Source organism: Bradyrhizobium sp. 26S5 (assembly GCF_036923295.1).
GTDB classification, from domain to species: Bacteria; Pseudomonadota; Alphaproteobacteria; order Rhizobiales; family Xanthobacteraceae; genus Bradyrhizobium; species Bradyrhizobium septentrionale.
Window position 1 is genome coordinate 1943849 of the sequence record NZ_CP145948.1, and the last position, 21892, is coordinate 1965740.

The 21892-nt window shown below is 59.9% G+C and carries 16 protein-coding genes, 1 tRNA gene and 2 pseudogenes; 14 read left to right on the forward strand and 5 right to left on the reverse strand.

Annotation, left to right across the window (positions count from 1 at the left end; translation table 11 throughout):
* Positions 1–251: 251 nt before the first annotated feature.
* From mnmA to V5279_RS09235, 4 genes are all read left to right on the forward strand, one after another.
* Positions 252–1448: a tRNA 2-thiouridine(34) synthase MnmA gene (mnmA, locus tag V5279_RS09220; RefSeq protein WP_338696606.1), complete on the forward strand. Its 1197-nt coding sequence runs from the start codon at positions 252–254 to the stop codon at positions 1446–1448.
* 24 nt (positions 1449–1472) lie between these two features.
* Positions 1473–2111 (forward strand): class I SAM-dependent methyltransferase, encoded by a 639-nt coding sequence (locus V5279_RS09225; RefSeq protein WP_338696608.1) that lies wholly within the window; start codon positions 1473–1475, stop codon positions 2109–2111.
* A 53-nt stretch (positions 2112–2164) separates the two neighbouring features.
* Complete coding sequence (locus V5279_RS09230; protein ID WP_338696610.1) at positions 2165–2518, forward strand: hypothetical protein; 354 nt, start codon at positions 2165–2167, stop codon at positions 2516–2518.
* Between the two features lie 115 nt (positions 2519–2633).
* Positions 2634–2710 (forward strand) — tRNA-Met (locus V5279_RS09235).
* Here V5279_RS09235 and V5279_RS09240 read toward each other — a convergent pair.
* Positions 2705–4381: a recombinase family protein gene (locus V5279_RS09240; protein ID WP_338696612.1), complete on the reverse strand. Its 1677-nt coding sequence runs from the start codon at positions 4379–4381 to the stop codon at positions 2705–2707. The genes V5279_RS09235 and V5279_RS09240 overlap by 6 nt on opposite strands.
* A 923-nt stretch (positions 4382–5304) precedes the next feature.
* Positions 5305–7200 carry a reverse transcriptase domain-containing protein gene (locus tag V5279_RS09245; protein WP_338696614.1) on the reverse strand — a complete coding sequence of 632 codons (1896 nt, stop codon included), beginning with the start codon at positions 7198–7200 and terminating at the stop codon, positions 5305–5307.
* Between the two features lie 1167 nt (positions 7201–8367).
* Here V5279_RS09245 and V5279_RS09250 point away from each other — a divergent pair.
* The 3 genes and pseudogenes from V5279_RS09250 to V5279_RS09260 all read left to right on the forward strand — a co-directional run.
* Positions 8368–9189: pseudogene (locus V5279_RS09250) on the forward strand (ParB/RepB/Spo0J family partition protein); the annotation flags it as partial.
* Positions 9190–9672: 483 nt separating this feature from the next.
* Positions 9673–10626 (forward strand): amidohydrolase family protein, encoded by a 954-nt coding sequence (locus tag V5279_RS09255; protein WP_338696616.1) that lies wholly within the window; start codon positions 9673–9675, stop codon positions 10624–10626.
* Positions 10627–10958: 332 nt separating this feature from the next.
* Complete coding sequence (locus V5279_RS09260; protein WP_338696618.1) at positions 10959–12800, forward strand: tetratricopeptide repeat protein; 1842 nt, start codon at positions 10959–10961, stop codon at positions 12798–12800.
* Between the two features lie 184 nt (positions 12801–12984).
* Here the strand turns inward: V5279_RS09260 and V5279_RS09265 are convergent, their stop codons facing one another.
* The gene (locus V5279_RS09265; RefSeq protein WP_338696620.1) at positions 12985–13443 is read right to left on the reverse strand and encodes a hypothetical protein; all 459 of its coding nucleotides are present in this window, start codon (positions 13441–13443) and stop codon (positions 12985–12987) included.
* Positions 13444–13850: 407 nt separating this feature from the next.
* Here V5279_RS09265 and V5279_RS09270 point away from each other — a divergent pair, with 407 nt between their 5' ends.
* The 4 genes from V5279_RS09270 (at position 13851) to V5279_RS09285 (ending at position 17129) form a co-directional block, all read left to right on the forward strand.
* Positions 13851–14090: a hypothetical protein gene (locus V5279_RS09270; protein ID WP_338696622.1), complete on the forward strand. Its 240-nt coding sequence runs from the start codon at positions 13851–13853 to the stop codon at positions 14088–14090.
* 136 nt (positions 14091–14226) lie between these two features.
* Positions 14227–14547, forward strand: coding sequence for a hypothetical protein (locus V5279_RS09275; RefSeq protein WP_338696624.1), 321 nt, complete (start codon positions 14227–14229; stop codon positions 14545–14547).
* Between the two features lie 68 nt (positions 14548–14615).
* A complete protein-coding gene (locus V5279_RS09280) occupies positions 14616–15749 on the forward strand; it encodes a helix-turn-helix transcriptional regulator (protein ID WP_338696626.1) in 1134 nt (377 codons plus the stop codon).
* A gap of 105 nt (positions 15750–15854) precedes the next feature.
* On the forward strand, positions 15855–17129 hold the full coding sequence (locus V5279_RS09285) for a vanadium-dependent haloperoxidase (protein ID WP_338696628.1): 1275 nt from the start codon (positions 15855–15857) through the stop codon (positions 17127–17129).
* Between the two features lie 751 nt (positions 17130–17880).
* Here the strand turns inward: V5279_RS09285 and phnA are convergent.
* Both phnA and gph read right to left on the reverse strand, forming a co-directional pair.
* Positions 17881–19149, reverse strand: coding sequence for a phosphonoacetate hydrolase (gene phnA / locus V5279_RS09290; protein ID WP_338696630.1), 1269 nt, complete (start codon positions 19147–19149; stop codon positions 17881–17883).
* A 1-nt stretch (position 19150) separates the two neighbouring features.
* Complete coding sequence (gene gph, locus V5279_RS09295; protein WP_338696632.1) at positions 19151–19858, reverse strand: phosphoglycolate phosphatase; 708 nt, start codon at positions 19856–19858, stop codon at positions 19151–19153.
* Between the two features lie 122 nt (positions 19859–19980).
* Between gph and V5279_RS09300 the strand changes: the two are divergent.
* The 3 genes and pseudogenes from V5279_RS09300 to V5279_RS09310 all read left to right on the forward strand — a co-directional run.
* Positions 19981–20121, forward strand: a pseudogene (locus V5279_RS09300) (LysR family transcriptional regulator); the annotation flags it as partial.
* A gap of 63 nt (positions 20122–20184) precedes the next feature.
* Positions 20185–20922: a LysR substrate-binding domain-containing protein gene (locus tag V5279_RS09305; protein WP_338701082.1), complete on the forward strand. Its 738-nt coding sequence runs from the start codon at positions 20185–20187 to the stop codon at positions 20920–20922.
* A gap of 37 nt (positions 20923–20959) precedes the next feature.
* The gene (locus tag V5279_RS09310; RefSeq protein ID WP_338696635.1) at positions 20960–21862 is read left to right on the forward strand and encodes a LysR substrate-binding domain-containing protein; all 903 of its coding nucleotides are present in this window, start codon (positions 20960–20962) and stop codon (positions 21860–21862) included.
* Positions 21863–21892: the final 30 nt, after the last annotated feature.

The following is a 21892-nucleotide window of genomic DNA, read 5'->3' on the forward strand; positions in this document are numbered from 1 at the left end:
GGACTGGAACAGGTTCCCGACGGGTCTCCTTTTTGCCCGGCGGCAAGATTTGCCGTCCGCGCGCGGCAACGCGTCGTTTCCGCCGGATTGCCTCACCGGAATACGGCCTATATTAAAGGTGGCCTCCGACGCGTCCTGAACCGACCGAAGCCGCCGTGGATGCGTTCTAAGGCATTCTGGATAAAAGGCTTTTCCAATTTCGTCGCGGAGTGCGTAAGCTCGCCGCGACACTGCTCAATGACCCCTTGAAGATGCTCAACAGTCTGGATCTCGAAAGGCGCCCTGAAGACACACGGATCGTCGTCGCCATGTCCGGCGGCGTCGACTCGTCGGTGACGGCTGCGCTGTTGAAGTCGCAAGGCTATGACGTGGTCGGGATCACGCTGCAGCTCTACGACCACGGCGCCGCGACCCATCGCAAGGGCGCCTGCTGCGCCGGCCGCGACATCCACGACGCGCGCAATGTCGCCGAGCGGATCGGCATCCCGCATTACGTGCTCGACTATGAAAGCCGGTTCAAGGAATCCGTGATCGACAATTTCGCCGACAGCTACGCGCTCGGCGAGACGCCGGTGCCGTGCATCGAGTGCAACCGTTCGGTCAAGTTCCGCGATCTGCTCGCAACCGCGCGCGAGCTCGGTGCGCAGGCGCTCGCCACCGGACACTATGTCGCCTCGCGCCGGCTGGCCGACGGATCGCGCTCGCTGACTTGCGCGGCGGATGCCGACCGCGACCAGAGCTATTTCCTGTTCGCCACCACGCGCGAGCAGCTCGACTTCCTGCGCTTCCCGCTCGGCGACATGACCAAGCCGCAGACCCGCGAGCTTGCGCGGCGCTTCGATCTCGAGGTCGCCGACAAGCAGGACAGCCAGGACATCTGCTTCGTGCCGACCGGCCGCTACACCGACATCATCGGACGGCTGAAGCCGAATGCGATCGCGCCGGGCGACATCGTCGATCTCGCCGGCAATGTCGTCGGCCAGCACCAGGGCATCGTTCATTTCACCGTCGGCCAGCGCAAGGGCCTCGGCATTGCCTCGGGCAGCCCGCTCTATGTGGTCAAACTCGATGCGGCGACGCGCCGTGTCGTGGTCGGGCCGCGCGAGGCGCTGCGGATGGATCGCATCGCGCTGCGCGACGTCAACTGGATCGGCGACGGCGCGCTGGATCGCGTGATCGGCGAGGGCATCGAGCTGTATGTCCGCGTGCGTTCGACGCGCGCGCCGCAGCCGGCGTGGTTGCGCGCCGCCGATGGCGGCTATGAGGTCGAGCTCGTCGCCGGCGAGGAGGGCGTGTCGCCCGGCCAGGCCTGCGTGTTCTACGACGCAGCCTCTGGGCAGGCGCGCGTGCTCGGCGGTGGCTTCATCAGGAGTGCGAGCGCGAGCCGCGTGGCGCGGGCGGCTGTGCGGGATGCGGCGGCGGCGCTCGCCGATGCGGTTCGCGGATAGACAGAAGAAACGTCGGGGCAGGGAATGGCTGGGGACATCGACCGCGAGGGGGTCGAAAAGGCGTATGGCCGCTGGGCACCGATCTACGATCTGGTGTTCGGCAAGGTGTTCGATCAGGGCCGTCAGTCGACGATTGCGGAAGCCGACCGGATCGGCGGGCGCGTGCTCGATGTCGGCGTCGGCACCGGGCTGTCGCTGTCGGAATATGCGCGCACCACAAAACTGTGCGGCGTCGATATTTCAGAGCCGATGCTGCGGCGGGCGCTTAAGCGCGTGCGCGCGCTGGGCCTCTCCAATGTCGAGACGCTGGCGGTGATGGACGCCAAGAACCTCGCATTTCCGGACTCGTTCTTCGACGCCGTGGTCGCGCAATACGTCATCACCGCGGTGCCGGATCCCGAGGCGACGCTCGACGATTTTGTTCGCGTGCTGAAGCCCGGCGGCGAACTGATCCTGGTCAATCACATCGGCGCCGAGAGCGGCCCGCGCCGCATCTTCGAGCTCGCCTTTGCGCCGCTGGCGCGGCGGCTGGGCTGGCGTCCGGAATTCCCGTGGGAGCGGCTGACAGATTGGGCTGCCAAGCATGGCGGCGTCAGTCTCGCGGAGCGTCGGCCGATGCCGCCGATGGGGCACTTCTCGCTGATCCGATTCCGCAAATCGTGAGGCTGCGGCGATTTTCATAGGGAACATCGGCGCGTCGTCACGGTTCTCCCGTCATGAGGATTCGAACGCTGGCTTTTTCCTGTGTGCTGATGACGGCACCCATTGTGGCCGCCGCGCAGGCGCCGCCGACGCCTGCCACGCCGCCGGCGCGGACCGCGCCGCCGGCACCGTCGCGCGCTGCCGTGAATTGCGCGCCGCAACAGCCTTCGCATACCGGCGTGGTGGTTCCGGAGGGAACCACCACCGGGCAGGCGCTGGGCGACAAGCTCGCCAAATCCGACGGCGTGCTGTGCCCGCCGGCCGGCGTCGATCCCGAGATGCGTGCGCCGACCCCGCAAGGCGGCAACACGCCGGTGATTCCACCGCCCGGCAGCCCTGGCGGCGACCCATCGGTGCGGCCGAAATAGCCTCTGTCTGCAATAAGTTGCGACTCTGTCCGCCTTTGCTTGACAGGCGAGCATGCCACTCTTTATATGCCGCCCGTTCGCACCCGCGGCTGCACGCCGACGTTCGCGAGCCCATGGCGGGGTAGCTCAGCTGGTTAGAGCACGGGAATCATAATCCTGGGGTCGGGGGTTCAAGTCCCTCTCCCGCTACCACCTTTCCCCCCCCGTCTCATTACTGGGGGATTGGCGGTACCGCCCTCCCGCTGCCATATTGCCCCACACTCCCTTGACGCGGTTCGGATAAGCCTTCTCGCCAAGGAGGGCGTTGAGCCGACCTGCGATCTCCACGGTTACACCACCTGTCCGCTCTGGATCGCGGAAGACGGTGACAGTCTCGACGAGATCTCTGATGGCTTCGGTGGCCTCTCCATCGCCCGCACTGACACCTTTCGCCAGCGCTTCCTCAAGCCGAGCGAGTTGTCCCTCATATCGCTTCAGGATCGCCGGATGGAGCGCAACTTCTTTGGGGGACGGCGGTGCACTCTGCAATTCCTCCGAGATCCGCTTACGTTCAGCACCTAAGGCTGTCGATCGAGGACCAAGAATGGACGGATCGCCAAGTCCCTTTGCGATCGCATCAACGAGTCGGTCGATTTCCCTGTTCAGTTTTCCGAGCTGCTGCTCAAGACCTTGCCTCTTCGCGACTGATGCAGCTACGAGACGCTTCCTCTCCTCGATGTATGTGCGCACGTATTCGGAAATGACTTTCGGCGCGCGCAATTCGGCTTTCAGACCATTTAGAACTGCAATCTCGACCGTGTCCAAATAGAAGGTCTTGGCATCAGGACACGTTCCACTCTCCGTCGCGGCCGAGCAGCGAATGCGAACGCGCCCTGATTTGTCTCGTCCACTGGTTGCCATGCCCGAGCCGCATGAACCGCAACGGATCAAGCCAGACAGCATCCGACGTGGTCGACGTTGATAGCTAGGATGGGTGCGGCCACGTTCCTCTTTGCGTTTCTGAGCCGCAGTGAACAATTCCGAACTGATGATCGCGAGATGCGGCACTTCAGCGATCTGCCAGTCACTCTTCGGATTGGGGCGTGACAGGCGCTTTCCAGAGTCGGGATCCTTTACCATCCTGACCTTGTTCCAGACGAGGCGCCCGACATAGAGCTCGTTCTGCAGAATGCCGGCACCCCTCTCAAGATTGCCGTTAATAGTTGAAGCGTTCCATGACCGCCCTCGCGGAGGTGACACTCCCTCCTTGTTGAGATCGTGCGCGATTTCGCGAGGCGTCCGACCCTCCACGTATTCCTGAAAGATGCGTTGGATAGTTTGTGCTTCGGCCTCAACAACAACTCGTTCGCCGCTTCTCCCGGCGATCGCGGTATATCCGTATGTTAGGCCACCTCCAGCCAAGCCTTGCCTGATCCGTCCAGCTTGGCCACGACGCACCTTGTGAGCGTTGTCCTCGCGATAGAGCTGTCCGACCAGGCCGCGAAGGCCGACCAGTACAGTATTGACGACGCCCTCGTGCACCGCACGGATCTCGATCCCGAGAAAAGATAGCCGCTTATGTATGCCCGCGAGATCTTCCATGTCGCGGGAGAGGCGATCAAGTGCTTCGACGACGATAACGTCAAAGGACTTCTCCCTTGCATCGTCCAGCAGCTGAAGCAGGCCGTCGCGCCCCATCAACGAGCCGCCGGATCGGGCTCGGTCCTCATAGGTGCGGATGACGCTTAATCCTTCGCGACTGGCGTAGTTTTGACAGAGCGAAAGCTGATCCTCAATCGATCGTTCATTCTGAAGGTCTGTCGAGAACCGGGCATAGATCGCCGCTCTCTTCTTTGTTTCTTCGATTGGCTTGCTCTCTCTCATGATCTTCCCTTGCAGCCAGACGAGCGAGTACGCGGGCAAGGCGTAGGATCGCCTCGTCTGGACTCAGCTGCAAGGGCAATTTTCGATCAGTGTCCCGCACGATCGAGCCTCTAGATCGACGCGCGATCTGGCGAAGTGAGCACACCGGCGCCAGCGCCTATTGATAAAGTGTCGGCGGCTGTGACCATCCTCAGCGTATCCTAAGAGGGTGCTTATCCAGAAAAGGTCTTTAGAGACCCGCCATGCGGGAGGACATCGAGGCAATACGAGTCCACTAAAGTTCGGTTTGACAGCGTACTTGTTGATCACCATGAACGCAGCAATCCGTCACTCCTTCAACTGCAGGCCGAGCAAGGTTGCGGCATTTTGCGCGCAGACGGGGATGCTTGCATCATCTCGGTATGACGGATGACGGTTTGGTCTAGTCGATCATCTTCGCGTTATCCCATTCGAGGCGCCGGCTGGCAGGTCAGCCCTTCCGTAGCGGGTCTCGATTTCGTCTGTCGGCCCAAACGATCCAGGATTGGAGTGAGCCACTTCGCAGCGCGCGAGAAGCGCGCGTTCAAGTGACCATGTGCCTCGGATCGTCAGGTGAATTGCGGGCTCAATATACGAAGCGTCCGCAGGTCACCTCAGTCTCCGTTCAAGGAACAGGTAAAGCCGAGCTCCACGAACGCTGGCTCATTCATACTGATCGGACAGACGATCGCACCGCGGCCTTTTTCGTGCCGCCATTGCGAGAGGCAGTTGATCCGATGGTCAGGACGGGTAGGCGAAAGCTCGCGATGAGATCCAGGTTTCTCAAGCTTGGTCATAGTGTTCTTCTGTGGGCGCGTGAGGCAATGGCCGCACCGGGCTCTCGTCAACCGAGCCGCATGGCGTCTCGGTAGGGTAGGCGTGGAACACCTCCGCGGAGGATGTTCCTACGCCTCCCCCCAAACCGTGCGGGCACCTTTGCGATGCACACGGCTTTCCATGTGCGAGTGCTCTCGACCGGAAACGGTCGCCCGGCACGACGGGCACAAGACGATGGTCTTGCGCCGCCAGCCAGATCGTTTCCAGACTATCAGCGACCCACTTCGCAGGTCTCGAACACGGCGGAGGTGATGCATCTCGAACGGCCCTGTCGTGCCGCTGCATGCTTCGCATCGGCGAGCATTCAACCGGTCGATTAGGTCATTCGAGTTTCTGACCCACCACGCACCCCTTGTGACATCGTCAATTACTGGACTTATCCAGAAGGTTCGCGTGAGGTGCTTCAGTCTCCACAGTTTGATTGTGCGAAGCTTGCCCCGGACTACAGAACTAACCTCGTAGTCCGTGCCTTTCCACAGACGGGCCATGATCCGCGCCCTCGTCGTTCGATGTCGCAACGCCAGCGTCTTGATGAGGCTGCGGAACACAACAAGCTCCAACACTCCCAAGGCGCGTTTGTTGTCATCGGCAAACGAGTAATAGTTCGCAAAACCACGGAACTCTGAGTTGTAGGCGAGCACGGTCGCAGAGTCGCTGGTGACCAGGAACTGCTCACGAGCACGGCCGGTCTTCCTGGCGAGGTCGCCATAGCCGTTCCGTTTGCAGAACTCGGTTATCCGCTTTCGCGGCACACGTAGGCTAATATTACCGGTAGTCGGCCGGCGCGTGATACGCCATGTCCGTGCTGCCGGTCCCTTGCGGTTGGACCTTCGCCCACCCCCGTAGGACGTGTACGCTGCGATACGGTAACCGAGGAAGGTCACTCCCTTTGAAGCGGCCTGAATCCCACTCTTCTCGGGCGAGATCGCGAGCTTCAGCGTCTCCGTCAAGAATCGTTCGACAGAGGCCATGGCTTCACGAGCCTCCGCCTTGCTGCCGATAATGCCGATCAGGAAGTCGTCGGCGTATCGACAGTAGCGGAGCCTTTTGAAGTTGGGGTCCATTGGATCGACGGAAGGCACTTTCCGTCTCTCCTTGTTGATGGCTTTGATCTCTGCCATTGCGGCATTGATCTCGGCCAGCTCCGCGCCATCGGTGCGCAGCCGCTCAATCTTCCGGCGGAGACCAAGGACGCGCCTTTGCAGCGCCGCGTACGGCGGGAATGCGCGTCGGTCGCGACCTTTATCGAATCCCGCCTTCATTTTCTGCATGTGCTGGTCCAGCTCGTGCAGATAGATGTTGGCGAGCAAGGGCGATACTACTCCGCCCTGCGGCGTGCCGCTGTACGTGCGTCCAAGGACCCAATCTTCCATGTAGCCTGCTTTCAGCATTCCTTCGATCAGACCGATGAATCTATCATCATCGATCCGCTTCTTGAGAAGCGTGAGCAGAACGTCATGGTCGATGTTGTCAAAGAACCCACGCACGTCCACTTCGATCAGCCACTTGCAACCCGTCCAAGTCTTCTTGATGAGGTTTAGAGCGGTGTGACAGGACCTCCTCGGGCGGAACCCATGCGACTCATCGAGGAACACAGGTTCATAGATCGCTTCGAGGATGATCCTGACCGCCTCCTGAACGAGCCGGTCTTCCACCGTGGGAATTCCCAGCGGTCGTGTCTTGCCGTTGCCCTTCGGGATGTGAACCCGGCGGACTGGCCGGAAACGATAAGTGCCATCTGCTACGCGCCTGGCAATGTCGGCGAGCTTCGTCAGCGACATGCCGTCGAAGGTCTTGCCGTCAACACCTGGCGTCAGTGCTCCCTTGTTGAGGGAGACCTTTTCGTAGGCCCGCTCGAAGAGATACGGAGATCTCATCAAGCGGTGAAGGCCATTTATGCGCTTACCCGACCGCGACAAAGTCGGCAGTGATTCAATTCTCCTCTGGATGATGACGGCCTGCATCAGCAGAACCTTTCCGTCGAAGAATCTTCTCTACGCATACTGCAAATGCCGTTATTGGCGGCATCGTCCTTCCCCCGATCGGAGGCGCTTTCAATCCGGTCACCCGGCCTTATACGCATGATCATCCGCCTTGCGGCGGCTGTCCCGGCCATTACGCTGGGCATTTGGGTACTACGACGGCTCCGTCGCCATACAGGTTCGCGAACGAACCTGCTGCAGGCGATCCCGTAGTTACGTGTGTGGGGAGTTGCGGTGTGTTTAGGTGTCCCATTCGCTTCCTTGACCCTCCGATGGAGGTCGTCCCACGCGGACTGGTGGTAGATCGCACTGGCCGGTGCGATTTGCCCCGCGTGGCGTAGCGTGTCAGCCGCGTTCGCTACCGCCAACCCTTTAGCAACTGGAAACTTGGATTCAGGCAATACAGCTTTCACCATGCACACCTTACTCTGTGCTCTCCACCGGGCTGCGGCGCCCGATTTCGAGACGTTTCCCGACATGCTCTGGTCCCGTTCCTCTTTCGAGGTCTCAGTCGTTTCCGACACCGGTAAGTCGGGCAAGTAAGAGCCAAACCAGTAGGCTCCATTCTTTCGAACACTCCCTTCTTCTTCACGCCACAACGGCGCACGCCATCCGGCTGCGATCCCTCGCGCAAGTAGAGATAGATATAATGTGTCGCTCGCCGGAGGCACTCGCCCGCGGGCCCCGCCGGCATTGCATGCCGGCGTCGCTATCGCTGTCCCGCGTTCGGGTGCCTTGTTAACCGGTCTCGCGACCGCAGTCGCCTCGGTGCCCGCGGTCATTGCATGCCCGCGTCGCTATCACTGCCCTCTCGTCGGCTGCCTTTTTTCTGCAGGCATGGCTTGCACAGATACGTCTGCGCGCAAGCGCTAATGGGCGCCGCCCCTCGCGCGCGCCAGGGTAAGGCGTCGGCTTGCGCCGCCGCCGCCCCGAGCGGTCTCCCCGGTCTTCCGCGCTTCTCTCACTCTGCCGACTTTGGACGGCATGGCACGCGCTTGTGCAGACCCGCTTTTGTGAAGCGGCCCTTCGGGCGGGCGATACCCCTCCACTCGGGTCGCCCTGGCACTTGCTAGCCCCGGTCTCGCCGACGGGCAGGGGTGCAGGCGCGGAGTGCGCCTTGCACCCATGAAGCCCAAAAGGAGATCGATCATGTCGGCCAAGTCAGTTGGACTACCGAACGGAACAGAGGTTCGCATTCCGCTCAGCAAGCTCAAGAAGTCCCCGAAGAATGCGCGCAAGACGCCGCACAGCGAGGCGGCGATCGAGGCGTTGGCGGCGAGCATCGCTGCCAAGGGCATCCTGCAGAATCTGGTCGTTGAACCGGAGGTCGATGGCGAGGGGGCGGCCACGGGGTTCTTTTGCGTGACCATCGGCGAGGGCAGGCGGATGGCCCAGATGCTGCGGGTGAAGCGCAAGGAGATCAAGAAAAACGAGCTGATCCGGTGCATCGTCGATACCGCGAACGATCCGCACGAGATCAGCCTGGACGAGAACGTTACCCGGGAGAAGATGCATCCGGCGGACGAGTTCGAGGCGTTCGGGAAGCTCGCGGACGAGCGCGGGCTCGGCGCGGAGGAGATCGCGGCCCGCTTCGGCGTGACGGCGCATGTGGTGCGGCAGCGCCTGCGGCTCGGCGCGGTTTCGCCCCGACTGATGCAGCTCTATCGCGACGGCGAGCTGGCCCTTGAGCAGCTTATGGCCTTTGCCATCACGGATGATCATGCCCGGCAGGAAGCCGTCTATGAGCGGTTATCGTACGACCGGGATGCCTCTACCATCCGCCGTCTGCTCACAGAAATCCATATCGCGGCCACGGATCGCCGCGCGCGTTTTGTCGGGCTCGAGGCCTACACGGAAGCGGGCGGTACGATCCTGCGCGACCTCTTCACCGAGGATCGCGGCGGTTATCTGGAAGACGTCGCGCTGCTCGATCTCTTGGTGACCGCAAGGCTCGGTCGCGAGGCGGATAGTCGTGAGCAGCAATCCGAGCGATCGAGCCGAACTGCTGTGCTCGAACAAAAACTAGCGAATTCGTCAGGCAGACCTCTGAAATGCACAGCCGTTTTGGGAAAGGCCCATAGTTCGACGCATCTTGAACGCGCATCCTAAGCGGCGATACGGGCAAAAAAGGAAGCAGTGGCGCCTTCGGCGACGCCAATGCCGACTTCTCCTTATGGCCCTTTTCGGAAGTGCCCCGCCGGCTATCGAAAGTCCGGTGTCGGGGGTGAAGCGGACGTTGCGGTTACGCGTTCCGACTTCCGAGTCTGACCCAACTGAGACATGCGCGGTTCAGGATTGTTGCGGCGCAAATTGACCTTGAAGCCTATTTCTGTGGTCGCAATTGCCTGATGTGATCCTCAATATTGCGAGCCAATTTGTGTGATCCCTGCTCAGGGGCGCCGTGTCGATCACCATCATGTCGTGACAACAATAATAAAGCAGGAAGGACATCACATGCCTTCACGCCGTAGTTTTCTGACCGGCACCGTCGCCACCGGTGTCGCGCTGTCAATGCAGCACGCCGCGGCAACAGTCGCGCAACAAAAACGAGTGATCGTTGATTCGCAGGTTCACCTGTGGCCGGCGAGCACCCCGGAAAGACCTTGGCTCCCCGGTGCCAAACCGCAGCTTCCGGAGCCCTTCACCATCGAGCGAATAATCCCGCTGATGGACGAGGCTGGCGTCGATCGCGTCGTCATCGTTCCGCCAGTGTCGCTCGAAGGCGAGCGCATCGACTATGCCCAAGAGGCGGTCAAACGGTACCCGGGCCGTTTCGCCATCATGGCGCGTGTAGCCCTCGACAAGCCCGACCGCGCGGCACGGCTTGCGACTTGGCGCGACCAGCCCGGCGTACTGGGCGTGAGGTTGAACTTCGGCCCCGGCGAAGCGGCGTGGCTGACAGACGGAACCGCGGACTGGTTCTGGCCGGCGGCGGAGAAGGCCGGCCTGCCTGTGATGTTTCTCACGTCGGGCCAGACATCGCTGTTCGCCCGCATCGCCGAGCGACACCCGCAACTCACGCTCATCATCGACCACATGGGCGTCGGCGCGGGCCTGCGCCCTCGTCCTGATTCATCGGAATCCGTGAGAAACAACACGGTGCCTGAAGCTATTGCCCAGGCGGTCGCGCTCGCAAAATATGCGAATGTGTCGGTGAAGTTGTCGTCGGTACCGCTGATTTCGACTGAACCATATCCATTCCGTGACGTGACCCCGCATATCCACCGCCTATTCGACGCCTACGGCCCGGAGCGCTGCCACTGGGGAACCGATGTAACCAATTCATTCGCCCGGGCCACCTACCGGCAGCGCGTGACGCAATTCACAGAGGAGCTTCCGTTCCTCACCGAAAGCGACAAGGACTGGATCATGGGCCGCGCGATCCTGGCGCGGCTTCGCTGGACGTGAATCAAGCTTGCTGCGATGCATGAGTCCGCTTCTGGGCCCATTTGAGACATGCCGACGCACGGTAACGGTGTCTGCTTATAGGGGTAGAGCGGAAGTCGTCGGTACGTGGCCAAACCGACGTGAATGACCCAAAGAGCAGCACCGCTGACCCAACACGTCGAGCCTTCCGCCGACGCTAACGTGTCGCAGCCACAGACATTGCAGTCGGCTTGCGGAAAGGACGGAAACGTCTGAAAATTTGTTTCAGGGATCTCTTTGGATCCTGTTCCGGCGACCCGTTGAAGTCCCGGATCCGGCAGATTTTTTCCCTCCGCCCGATTTTGGAGCCCATTATGGCGACATTCAAGCGATCGCGAAGCCTGCTGGTTTCCGTAAGTCTTGCCGCACTCGGCGGCACGGCACTGGCGGCGCTGCTGGCCGGGAGCGGTTTTATTCTCGCGGACGCACGCGCAACCGCCGTGGATGTATCGCTGCCGCTCGCCGACGCCGATATTCCGATCTGCGGCACGCCGACGGCAACCGCCCGGCCGAACATGATGTTTCGCCTGGTACAGACGGAAGTGCCGCGCGCCGAGATGAGCGCAGCCAGCCCCGCGCCGGCATTCGCGGACACCGAGCCGCCGCTGTGGACCGGCATCGGCTCGATCACCTGGAAGATCACGACCGCGAACGAGCGCGCGCAGGCCTATTTCGATCAAGGCCTGCGTCTCGCCTATGCCTTCAATCACGATGAGGCGCGACGCGCGTTTCGCATGGCGCAAAAACTCGACCCTGACTGCGCCATGTGTTTCTGGGGCGAGGCACTGGTGCTCGGTCCCAACATCAATCTCCCGATGCCGGAGGACGCGGTCGCGCCAGCCTATGCCGCCGCGCAGAAGGCGAAGGCGCTGGCCGGGAAAGCGAGCCCGCGCGAGCAGGCGCTGATCGGCGCCATCGCGGTGCGCTACGGCAGCGATCCCAAGGCCGCCCGCGCACCACTCGACGCGGCCTACGCGGCCGAAATGGCGAAGGCAGCAAAACAGTTTGCCGAAGACGACGAGATTGCCACGCTCTATGCCGAGGCGGTGATGGATCTCAGCCCCTGGGACTACTGGAAGCCGGGCGGCCGCGGCGCCAAGCCGCAAAGCGTGCCGATCGTGCCGACGCTGGAGCGCGTGCTGGCGCGTAATCCGAATCATGCCGGCGCTATTCACCTATATATTCATGCCGTCGAGGCGTCGGACCGGCCCGAGCGCGCCGAGCCCTATGCCGACAAGTTGCGCGGCGCGATTCCCGGCGCAGGCCATCTCGTGCACATGCCAAGCCACATCTATTATCGGGTCGGCCGCTATCTCGACGCGCTGGAAGACAACAAGACCGCGGTCAAGGTCGATGAAAAATACCTGACCGAGACCAACGCGCCGATGGGCGTCTACAGGCTCGGCTATTATCCGCACAACGTGCACTTCGTGATGGCGTCGGCGCAGATGGCCGGCGACGGCCCGACGGTGATTGCGGCTGCGGAGAAGCTCGGCCAGCTCATTCCCAGCGAGGCTGCCAAGGGCATTGCGATGGTGCAGCCGGTCAAGGCGGCGCCTTACTTCGCGCACGCGCAGTTCAGCACGCCCGACACCATTTTGGCGCTGCCGGATCCCGGCGATGCGATTCCCTATGTCAAGGCGATGTGGCTCTACGTGCGCGGCGTCGCGCTGGTGGCGAACCGTGACTTCGCGGGCGCTACTGTCGCAGCGAGCGCCATCGAGACGATCGAGCGCACCGCGGACTTCAAGCTGCTGAAAGATTCAGGCGTCCCGGCGCAGGAGGTGCTCCGCATCGCGCGCACGGTGATCCTCGCACGCGTAACCCAGGCCAAGGGCGACTATCGCGCCGCCATCGTCCGGTTCGAACGGGCGGCGGCATTGCAGGACGCGTTGGCCTACACCGAGCCGCCCTATTGGTATTATCCGATCCGGCAGTCGCTTGCCGCCGCCCTGCTGCAGGCCGGCCGTTACGCCGAGGCGGAGCGGCAATTCCAGCGCGCGCTCGGCCGGGCGCCCGCCAATGGCTGGTCGTATTACGGGCTGGCGGAACTGCACAAGTCACGCGGTGATGGCTCCGCAGCCCGCAAGGCCGAGGCCGACCTTGCCAGAACCTGGATCGGCGATCGTAAGCTGTTGCAGATTTCGAATCTCTGAAGCGTGCGCCTGACTCGTGCCGATGAGGTGATCCAATGAGGTCGCGACTTCCGTTCCTCGGCACTTTTCGGACATGTCGAAGGTGCGCCGATGTCCGTTCTCGTGGGTAAAGCGGACGAAGCCCCATCGCAAGCCGATCTCGCCTTTTGACCCATTTCGGAAGTCATGTTGCCGAGGCGCGACGCTACTTTACCGGCGTAAAATTCTGATTGGTCAGCGGAGGCTCAATTGGACGCTGGATGCGGATAAACGGCTTGTTGGCTGCCGCGTGGCAGGCGTTGCAGCCGCTGGTAAGCTCGTCGAAAGCGACCGCAAATTTGTCGTTGCTCTTTGCGCTAACCGCTTTTTCAAGCTCCGCAATCCGCGGATCGATGATGGTCTTCATCATCTCGGCGACAGGAACGCCGTCAAAGGTTGGATGCAGCCTTCGGGCCTCCCCCAGGCCTTCCTTGATCTCGTCGATCTCATAAGCAGCAAGGTCCCAGTTACTTTCCCTACCGGCAAACCACAGCTTGGCGTGGCGAAGCTGCGTGGCTGTCATGAATTCGCCAAGTCCTGGCTCGTAGCGTTCTTTTGCTGGCTCTGCGGCTGCAAACATTACCGAAACAGCAAGGGCAATCGTTGCAATGACTATCCGCTTCATTCGTTGTCCTCCCGAGGGACCTCGTAATCATAGCCCAGGCCATCCAGTTCCGGAAGAAAGCCCACCACGTCGACGCGCCCTCTCGGAGTCCGACACTGCCTGCCTTTGACTATTGTGCGAATGTGACCGCTGTTGGCCCTTTTCGGAAGTGCCCCGCCGGCTATCGAAAGTCCGGTGTCGGGGGTGAAGCGGACGTCACGATTGCGCGTTCCGACTTCCGAGTTTGAACCCACAACGGACATCAGGACTTTGCAAACAGGCAACTCGAAGCCAGCCCTATCAATGCACTCAGTTGACCTGATACGATGGTCGCTGGGGGGTGACGTGCAGCGGCAGAAATTTCTTGGTGTTTTGGGTGTTGCGGCGGTCGCGTGGCCGCACGCCAAGCGAGCACAGGAGGGCCTAGAATGAGGAAGACATTTGCTGCATTTTTCGCTGTCGCAACGATTGCCGGTTCGCTCGCCGCAACGCCCGCAAGCGCACAGCGTGGCGTCGCCCCAGGCGTCGCGGCTCCGGGCCGCTATTGGCCCGCCCCTTACGGAGCAGGTCCCGGGCCATACGACGATTTTGGCAGTTGCGAATGGGTGACGCAGCGTTTCTGGAACGGCAATGGCTGGCGGGTCCGCCGGGTACGGGTCTGCGGCTGATCCGCGATGACGGCGAGATTTGCACGGCTCATAGCAACCATCGACATCGAGCGGAGGCCGTCGAAATGACCGGGACCGCAAAGCGCAAGGCCGAAGAACACTGCAGCGATGAGCGATCCATCCCGGCGAACTCGATTTGAAGGACGACAAGCCGATACTGCGGCGCATGAGTCCGCTTTTGGCCCTTTTCGGACGTGCCGCACTGGCTATCGAAAGTCCGGTGTCGGGAGTGAAGCGGACGTTACGGTTGCGCGTTCCGACTTCCGCGTTTGACCCGCAACGGAAATGGTGCGGCCTTCAACGACTTTCGCTCACAGCGCGCCTTCGCAACGTCGAAGTTGATGGCAAGCCCGTACTTTCCGTTCACGAAATCAAAGAGCCTTCCATTGCGGCAAGTGCCGCCAAGAAACCAAGAAACGACTGGCATTTCAGTTCGATTGGAGCATTACTGTATTGATCCGGGCCTTAATACTCGGCCGTCGGCTCGTTTTACGTAACACCTGTGACCTAAGTCGAGGTAGGCCTGTGCGCGAGACGGAGCGACTGTCAGCCTTAATAGGTGACATCTATGATGCCGCCCTCGATCCAGAATTGTGGATCGGTGTGCTTGAGAAAGCAGCAAAGTTTGTCGGCGGTCCAGCCGCCTCTATTTATTCAAGGGATGCCGTCAGCAGGGCAGCGTCCGCCGCCTATCATTTTGGTCTCGAACCTCGTTACGTGCGCCTTTACATTGAAAAGTATGCGAAGCTTGACCCAACATTGCCCGGTTACTTCTTCGCCGAAGTCGAGGAACCGACCCACGTTCCCGATGTCATGGCCTATGACGAATTTCTCCAGACGCGCTTTTACAAGGAGTGGTCGCGACCACAGGGGATCGTGGATTCGCTAAATGCGGTGCTCGACAGATCAGCGACGACGGCCGCCATGTTCGTGGTGTTTCGCCACGAACGCGATGGCCTGGTTGACGAGGAGGCGCGCCGACGGATGCGACTGATCGTGCCGCATATTCGCCGTGCGGTGCTCATTAGCAATGTTATCAGGCGTAAAAAGGCGGAAGCCGCGAGTTTCGCTGATGCACTTGATGGCATCAGCGCCGGCATGTTCCTCATCGATGCTCAGGGACGCATCCTCCATGCCAATGCCAGGGGCCACGCTCTGCTGGCCGACGGGGCACTGCTGCATGCGGTTGGGCAGAAGCTGGGTGCCCATGACGCCAGCGCTGAGCAAGCATTGCACGACGTATTTCTTGCGGCGGGCACTGGAGATGCGGCGGTTGGTATCAAAGCCATCGCTCTGCCGCTCAAGGCGCGCGATGGCGAGCAATACGTCGCGAACGTGCTTCCACTCACATCGGGAGCGCGCCGTCGCACAGGAACAAACTATCGGGCTGTCGCTGCCCTGTTCGTGCACAAGGCAGCGTTGGAGGCTCCCTCTCCGCCTGAGGTGATAGCCAAGACCTACAAGTTGACGGCAACCGAATTGCGGGTGCTGCTGGCCATCGTCGAGGTAGGGGGCGTCCCCGAGGTCGCCGAGGCCCTCGGCATCGCGGAGACAACGATTAAGACGCACCTCGGTCGCATTTTCCAGAAGACCGGCACCGGCCGCCAGGCTGATCTCGTCAAGCTCGTGGCGGGTTTTGCAAGTCCGCTCCGGGGCTAAGCCACCCTGTTGGCAGAGCTGTGATCGGCATCCTCCGATCGGAGGACGCAACCGTCCGCCATCGCGCGCAAGACCGAGGCACAGTAACCGTGATGGAGGATACGCATGATTAGTCCATTAGCATGCATGATAGGGCGCTGGGCTTCGGGCGCCGCGATTGGAGCCTGCCTAGGACTCTGCGCGGTCGCCCCGGCCCTGGCCAACGTCATCACCGATTGGGACGAGAAAGCCGTCGTCGTCGTTGCGCCGATGGCAAGCCTTGGTAACACGACGCCATACATGGCGGAGCGGTTCATGGCCATCGTCCACGCTGCGATGTTCGACGCGGTCAATTCGATCGAACGACGCTATCGCCCGTATTTGGTGCAGTTGCCTGCCGACCCGGCCACGTCGAAGGAAGCTGCGGCCGCGGCTGCAGCTGCCGCGGTCCTAGCAACCATCGATGGAAAAACGGCGAGCGAAATGAAAGCCGCCCTCGCGACTTATCTCATGTCGATTCCCGACGGTTCCGTAAAATCGGACGGCGTCAGGCTCGGCGAGGCAGTTGCTGCAAAGGTCATCGAGGCGCGGACGGACGATGGCTGTGATGCGCCCGATGCTTATCGGCCGCGGACCTCACCTGGCGTCTATGTGCCAACGGCGATCACCATCAACTCGATGTGGCCGGATATGAAGCCATTCGCCATAGCCAAGGCATCGCAATTCAGGCCAAAGCCCCCGATTGCGCTGGACAGCAATGAATGGGCAACTGACTACAACGAGATCAAGGACTATGGCGGACAACATAGCGCGAAACGGACGGCCCAGCAGACCGAGACTGCCCGATTCTGGCTTATCGGTGCACCGGTGGCCTATCATCCCTTCGTACGCCAGCTCGTGACTGCAAAACGGATGAGCGTCATCGACAGCGCGCGGTTTATGGCGTTCGTGGCGCTTGGGCTCAACGACGCGTTCATCGCCGTATTAGACGCCAAGTACAATTTCAACTTCTGGCGGCCGATCACGGCAATTCGCAACGGTGATATCGATGGAAACCCGGCCACTGCCAGTGAGGCAACCTGGCAGCCGATCGCCAGCACACCGATGCATCCGGAATACCCGTGCGCGCATTGCATACTGAGCGGGACCGTCGCAGGTGTTGTCAAGGCGGCACTCGGAAGCACTCTGATCCCTGAAATCGCGATGACAAGCCCGACAGCACCCGGCGTAACCCACCGTTTCACTGACATGACGGCTTACACCGAAGAAGTCGCCAATGCGCGTATCTGGGCCGGCTTCCATTATCGCTTCTCGACCCGGGCGGGGACGGAGATGGGATACGAGATTGGCGACTATGTTGTGAAAAATGTGATGCAGCCAGTTGGGACAAATTCACAATGATCGTTGCAACGCCGGATACGAGCCCGGCGCCGCTGACGTCACCGGCGTAGAGGCCCCGGCGTCGCTTCTCGCGCGCGGACGAGGTGATCGAATAAGGCTTGTCACTTCCGCTGTTGGCCCTTTTCGGACGTGCCGCATTTGCTATCGAAAGTCCGGTGTCGGGGGTGAAGCGGACCTCACGGTTGCGCGTTCCGACTTCCGAGTTTGCCCCATTTCGGAAGTCATGTTGCCGACGCGCGACGTTACTTTACCGGCGTAAAATTCTGATTGGTCAGCGGAGGCTCAATTGGACGCTGGATGCGGATAAACGGCTTGCTGGCTGCCGCGTGGCAGGCGTTGCAGCCGCTGGTAAGCTCGTCGAAAGCGACCGCAAATCTGTCGTTGCTCTTTGCGGCCCGCAAAGGCGGGACCGACAGAACCAAGTGGGCGCCAAATTATTGAGATAAGTACTCATTGGCAAGAAGCAGCTTCCAAGGCGATGTCGGAGCTTGTCGCTCCATGTCGCAATTCGAAGTGCTTCTGGTCAAGCGGAGAAGTCTTGTCTTCATGGGGAAAATGGCTCGGGATAGTTTAGCGACCCCAGAGGAGTTCCCCTCCAGCCTCTCACGAATCGCATCGGTGAGAGTTCAAACGGGTGCTGCTGAACCTCAATGCACGTTTTTGGTACGCTGCAAGCGTCCTGCCTAAAGGGCGTGCCTCAAGAAAAAACCGGAGCCTAGATGGCTCCGGTAAGTTTGGGAGAACCAGTCGATTACTTCAGTCCGTTGAGTGCAAAATCGAATATGTCGTAGTTGTGCACCATGCCGTCCTCGACACGTCTCTCGAAGTCCCTCTTGAGAGGCTTCGAGAACATGAACGGTACGGTCTGTTCGCCCAATCCGCCGTGGGATCGTAGATGATGGTTATTGAGCTGGCTCAAGTCATGGTCGATTGTCCTGGCGCCGACCACTGTATCTCTGTTGCTGAACGCGGCGAAGTCGCCCTCGCGATCGAATGGAAGGTTGAAGCGTTCGCTGACCTCTTTTCTGTCCAGCGCCAGTTGAATTCCCGGCAGCGTTCGAACGTAGTCGATCATTTCGGACACAGTGCCGTCCTTGAGTAGATGAACGCGGACGAAGGATCCGAGAGCGCCGTGATGTTTCACGAACGGATCCGCAATCGGACAGATAACCCGAACGCTCCCCGGACCAAATCTATCGTTGAGCTTGTCTTCGAGATAGACAACGTTCGGTTGCCCCTTCGAATCGCACTTGTCGCTCATACCATGATCTGCGGTCAAACCGACCGTTGCTCCCATCCGAACGAAAGATGCGAGCCTTGCATCGACATCGCTATGAAACTTGTCAGCTTCCGGCTCTCCGGGACCGAACTGATGTTGAATAAAATCGGATGTCGAGATGTACGTGATTGCCGGCCTACGTTGTTCGAAGATTGCCAATGCAGCATCGAATGCGAAGAGAGAGAGATCCGCCGAGTACTGACTGGGCTTCTGCCGCCCTACGAGCTTCTCGACGTTGTCGATACCGTTCGACTTCATGTTTGCTTTATCGGCATTCTCGGATGAAAATCCGATCCCGCCAACCATCTTGTAGGTCAACACCTGCAGAAGTTTATCCTTCGCCGTTGCCACAACGGTCGATACTCCTGCAGAACTCAGCCCTCCTAAGATGGTTTCGCTACGAAGCCTTTTGGCGTCGGTGATCATAATCTCCTCGCCCGTCTCCGTATCGAGATAAAAGTTGCCATTGATGCCGTGAATGGCGGGCGGGACACCTGTAATAATCGACGTATTGTTCGTGTTGGTGGTGCTTGGCATGGTCGCCGCGACGTGACCCACGAAGCCGCTCTCCTTGAACTTCTTCATGGTCGGTAACAGGCCAGTTGAGATTCCATGACTGAGGTAGTCAGGATCGAAGCCATCGAGACACACGATTACCGTGGGTCGGGTGGGCAGAGAATACTCGCGTCCGTTTACAGTAACCGTCTTGGCTTCGAGTTCGGTTTTGGGGGCTGCGACCATGTCATTCCTTCCTGGCTGATGATGTAGGGAATCTGTTGTCGGGGACAGAGGTCAACGCGAGTACCTTGGAGAGAAGCTCTTGGAGCGAGTCGATCACGTGATCGGCTCCAAAGGTGCTGGGATCGGAGCGGTAATAGCCATATGTCACCGCGACGCTGGATATGTCGGCCGCATGCGCAGCATCGATATCATGCGCACTGTCACCAACCATCATCACAGATGCGGCGTCGACGCCGAGGACCCTTATTGCCTCCAGAATTTGAGCGGGTTCGGGTTTCCGAGGTAGGCTGTCTCCTCCCACTACGATCTCGAGCAAATCCAAGACCTCGAGATCCTTCAGAAGGTTTTTGGCAACGGCAGCCGGCTTGTTGGTCACGACACCTAGCCTGAACCCTCTGGTCCGCAATTCTCGCAACACGGAGTGCACAGCTGGATAGCACCTGGTGAACACCGTAGCGTGGTTCTCGTAGTAATTCGAAACTCGCGCGGTGAATTCGCGAAGTTGATCTGGTCTTCCGCCGGCCTCTTGCAGTGCTCTCTCGGCGAGCTTTGGCAACCCATCGCCGATCATGCCCCTCACGACGTTCGCCGAAAGGTTGGGAAGCTCAAGTTCGCGCAAGGCTACATTCGCGGCTTCGCAGATGTCGTGGACGCTATCGACAAGCGTACCGTCGAGATCGAACAGGATTGCCTTGTAGCGGCCTGGCAAGCGTCAACTCCAAATTAGCTTGAATAGCAATCTGTTCTATGTGCTAATCTGTGAGTTGCAATCGAAAAAAAGGCACATACCTGTGAGTTTAAGTGCCTTGCCACGCGGAGGGAATTTTCCTGATGACACCTAGGGAGCTTCCGTTAATCGCGCTCCGCGCATTCTCCGTCGCCGCTCGGACCGGAAGTCTGATCACAGCTGCGTCCGAACTCGGGGTGACGCACGGAGCCGTAAGCAAACAGGTAGCGGCGCTAGAGCTATGGCTCGGGCAGAGTGTGTTTTTCCGGCAAGGAAGACATCTAGCGCTCACGCCATATGGAAAGATCTTGGCGGATCGCTTGGATGAATCCATCAATGAGATGACGACCGCTTGCGAGTACGTTCGCAGGCAGCGGGCAAAGTCCGTGATCTCCGTTGAGGCTCCGGCTACTTTGGCGACGTATTGGCTGTTGGAGCATTTGAAGGAATTCGAGACGCTGAACCCAAGTGTGAGCGTGTGGATCACCACTCGAATGAGCGGTCAATCGGCGGATTTCGGCGCAAACGATGTCGTCATCACGCGAGGCGAGCCAAGTCAGTATCCCCGACTACGCGACAGTAGGGTCTTATTCCAGGAAAGCCTCACGGTAGTGACGTCGGAGTCGGTCCTTTCGCATTTTCCTGTCAGAACGCCGCAAGATATATTGGCGCATAAGCTCATCGTATCCGCCACGCGGCCTGGAGATTGGGAATCTTGGTTTGAGTTCGCAAAAGTGAAGGAATACTTCTTCGAAGGAGGTCACCGCTTCGACCACCTATTCGTGGCTCTTCACGCCGTTCGCATGGGCTTCGGTTCAACCGTCGCGCCACGCGAACTCCTTCAAAAGAGTCTCGAGAGGGGAGATTTCAAAATTCCTCTGCCGAAGATGCTGCTCAAGGGACAGTCATATTGGGTGAACCGGACATTGCGGGCGGAAGGCAAGCACATAGACAAATTTGTGGAATGGATTGGCCGGTTGGCTGAAGAGAGTGTGATGTCAGTAAATCCACCAGGCGCCCGATCGAAGAGTAGACAAAAGCGGTGAAGGTGGGCGGACGCCGGAAATGTTCTAGGAGGAGGCGATGAGCTTAACTTGGCTGAAAGCGTTTCATTTGGTGGCGCAGGAAGGCAGCTTTACCGGGGCCGCCACAAGGTTGCGAGTAAGCCAGCCGACGGTCTCATCGCATGTCAAAGCGCTTGAGCAGTATTTTAAGGTCGAACTCTTTTTCCGACGAGGCCACCAAATTGAACTGACGCCATTCGGCCGCTCGTTATTTGCGATCACCGCCGGCCTCTTCGGTCATGAGGAAGAGGCAATGACGATGTTGCGATCGGCGAACAACTTCGAGGAAGGCCAATTAAGACTGGGAGCGGTCGGCCCTTTCGATGTGATGGCTTTGATGGGAGAGTTGAACAGAAAGTTCAGCAGGATGAAGATATCCGTTTCGTTGGGATCGGCACACAATGTGCTTCAGCAAATCATTGAGTATCAGACCGACGTAGGGTTGTTGGGTCGAGATCCGGAAAACGCACTGTACTATTGCATGCCCTTCAGAAGGCACAAGGTGGTGGTGATAACGAACCGGGGGAGCAGCCTCGCCAAAAAACGCCGAGGGAGCATTTCGATCAAAGAGCTTTCAGGAGAAAATATGATTGTGCGTGAGGCGGAATCTACGACGCGGCAGGCGTTCGAGCGAGCCTGCCGTGCCGCGAAGGTATCACCTAACATCTCGCTCGAGATCAACAGCCGCGAAGCGATTGTACAAGCCGTGGCGATAGGCCTCGGAACGAGCATCATTGCGGAAACCGAATTCATGCATCACCCGGACCTGAAAGTACTGGAATTGAACGACGCCGACGTTAACGTGAACTCCTTCATGGTTTGCCTGAGCGAGCGAAGGAACCGGCCAATCATAAGAGCTGCTTTCGACGTCGCTGCGAAGATGTCCGCCAAGGTCAAAAGCCCAGATAGAGTGGCTCAATAGGACCTGCCAAAAACAAAATTTTACAATCGA

Excerpts from the sequence above, each read along its gene's own strand:
- mnmA (WP_338696606.1), top strand. The coding sequence starts at position 252 with ATGCTCAACAGTCTGGATCTCGAAAGGCGCCCTGAAGACACACGGATC.
- V5279_RS09225 (WP_338696608.1), top strand. The coding sequence starts at position 1,473 with ATGGCTGGGGACATCGACCGCGAGGGGGTCGAAAAGGCGTATGGCCGC.
- V5279_RS09230 (WP_338696610.1), top strand. The coding sequence starts at position 2,165 with ATGAGGATTCGAACGCTGGCTTTTTCCTGTGTGCTGATGACGGCACCC.
- V5279_RS09240 (WP_338696612.1), bottom strand. The coding sequence starts at position 4,381 with ATGAGAGAGAGCAAGCCAATCGAAGAAACAAAGAAGAGAGCGGCGATC.
- V5279_RS09245 (WP_338696614.1), bottom strand. The coding sequence starts at position 7,200 with ATGCAGGCCGTCATCATCCAGAGGAGAATTGAATCACTGCCGACTTTG.
- V5279_RS09255 (WP_338696616.1), top strand. The coding sequence starts at position 9,673 with ATGCCTTCACGCCGTAGTTTTCTGACCGGCACCGTCGCCACCGGTGTC.
- V5279_RS09260 (WP_338696618.1), top strand. The coding sequence starts at position 10,959 with ATGGCGACATTCAAGCGATCGCGAAGCCTGCTGGTTTCCGTAAGTCTT.
- V5279_RS09265 (WP_338696620.1), bottom strand. The coding sequence starts at position 13,443 with ATGAAGCGGATAGTCATTGCAACGATTGCCCTTGCTGTTTCGGTAATG.
- V5279_RS09270 (WP_338696622.1), top strand. The coding sequence starts at position 13,851 with ATGAGGAAGACATTTGCTGCATTTTTCGCTGTCGCAACGATTGCCGGT.
- V5279_RS09285 (WP_338696628.1), top strand. The coding sequence starts at position 15,855 with ATGATTAGTCCATTAGCATGCATGATAGGGCGCTGGGCTTCGGGCGCC.
- phnA (WP_338696630.1), bottom strand. The coding sequence starts at position 19,149 with ATGGTCGCAGCCCCCAAAACCGAACTCGAAGCCAAGACGGTTACTGTA.
- V5279_RS09310 (WP_338696635.1), top strand. The coding sequence starts at position 20,960 with ATGAGCTTAACTTGGCTGAAAGCGTTTCATTTGGTGGCGCAGGAAGGC.